Below are 1,690 nucleotides of genomic sequence, written 5' to 3' on the forward strand. Positions count from 1 at the left end.
TGTAATAATCCCTTTATGGTTGTCAGATGAAATAATATAATTTCATCCGATAATCATGGAGGGATTTTTGTATGTCCAGAGCCAAGTATTCAGCATTAGAAAAATTAACGTTTATCGAAGAATTTAGAAAGTCCGGAATGCCGAGAAGAACTTTTGCCCGAGAATACGGTATTAATAAAGATCTATTCAAACGTTGGGTCGATCGCTATGACCGCGATGGTATTGAAGGTTTACAGGAAGCGCGCCACAATAATCACTATTCAAAAGCGCTGAAATTAGAAGCGGTATTAACTTATCTAACGGGTCAATATTCACAAGCAGATGTTGCACTTAAGTTTGGTTTACGATCACAAAAACAACTATTAGACTGGGTTTCCAAGTATAATGAGGATAAAACGGTGACGGCGTCACCGTCCAAAAGGCAGGTTCCCATTATGAGTCGTAAAACTTCTTTTGAAGAACGCGTTTCAATTGTTGAATATATTACCAAAGATAAACATAGTTATAATGAAACTGCGGAACACTTCGGTGTCTCTTATCAACAAGCCCGTTCATGGGTTCTTAAGGCACGACAAGGTGGTTATGAATCACTAATCGATAATCGTGGTCACCGTAAAGATCAATCAGAACTAACAGATTTAGATAAAGCGAATCTACGGATTCACGAGTTAGAAAGCCAAATCGAAGATCAAAAATTATATGCGGCCTTTATAAAAAAATGGCAGGAACTTCAGCGCAAGGGGTGAATAAGCAAAGACGACTGGCATATCACGCGATTAAGAATGTTAGTCAAGAAAAGCATGGTGCGATAACAAAACTTATAAAAATGGTTGGCGTTAGCCGTCAGGCTTACTACAAAGGGTTAAAAAGACAAGAAACAGTTTGGGAGACACGTAATAAACAACTTAAAGAGCGAACCCAATACTGGTTTGATTTCAATCTACAAGGGATTGGTACTGGAAACATGTTGGTAAATTTACAAGCTGACACATCAATTAATTTTCCCATTACTTTCAAACAGGTTCGACGAGTTATGCGAGAACTAGGTATTCGATGTTTAGTACATCCGAAGAAGCATAATCGTGTGAAACAATCAGAACAATATATCCAAGATAATCTTCTTAATCAAAATTTTAGTGTGAGTAGACCTAACCAAGTTTGGTTGGCCGATTCAACAGAGCTTTCATATGGCATAAATGGCGAATATAAAATTCGGTTAAGTGGTGTTTTAGATCTTTATGGTCGGCGACTTTTAGCCTATAATCTAAGTCCTACAGAAACTAGTGAAGCAGAAATCCAGGTATTTCAGCAGGCCTTTTCAGGTGCTGGTAGTGTACACCCCATGGTGCACACCGATCGCGGTTCAGCTTATACCTCAAAACTATTTAATCGTTCTCTTGATCGATATGAAGTAACTAGAAGTATGTCCCGACCAGGAACGCCATACGATAACGCTCCAATGGAGCGTTGGTGGAATGAATTTAAAAATCGATGGATGGCACGTCAGCCACTGCCAAAGACCTATCAAGAACTTATGAAATTGGTTGAAGCAGGAATTGAATATTTTAATCATTACAATCGCTCAACACAAAGAAATGGCCTTACCCCAGATGAATACTGGGATAAAGCCATTTAGAAACATATTAAATTTTATATTATTTCATCCGTCAACTTGACAGGGCCTAGTACA

At 38.3% G+C, this 1,690-nt stretch carries 2 protein-coding genes; both read left to right on the top strand.

What is annotated here, in order from left to right:
• Positions 1-71: 71 nt before the first annotated feature.
• Positions 72-746, top strand: coding sequence for a transposase (locus AC1RP4_RS07570; protein ID WP_481761994.1), 675 nt, complete (start codon positions 72-74; stop codon positions 744-746).
• Positions 719-1,636: an IS3 family transposase gene (locus AC1RP4_RS07575; protein ID WP_481761993.1), complete on the top strand. Its 918-nt coding sequence runs from the start codon at positions 719-721 to the stop codon at positions 1,634-1,636. Before AC1RP4_RS07570 ends, AC1RP4_RS07575 begins: the two co-directional genes overlap by 28 nt.
• Positions 1,637-1,690 lie beyond the last annotated feature (54 nt).

The sequence above is a fragment of the Dellaglioa sp. CoH-56-MRSF-10 genome, from assembly GCF_056782175.1.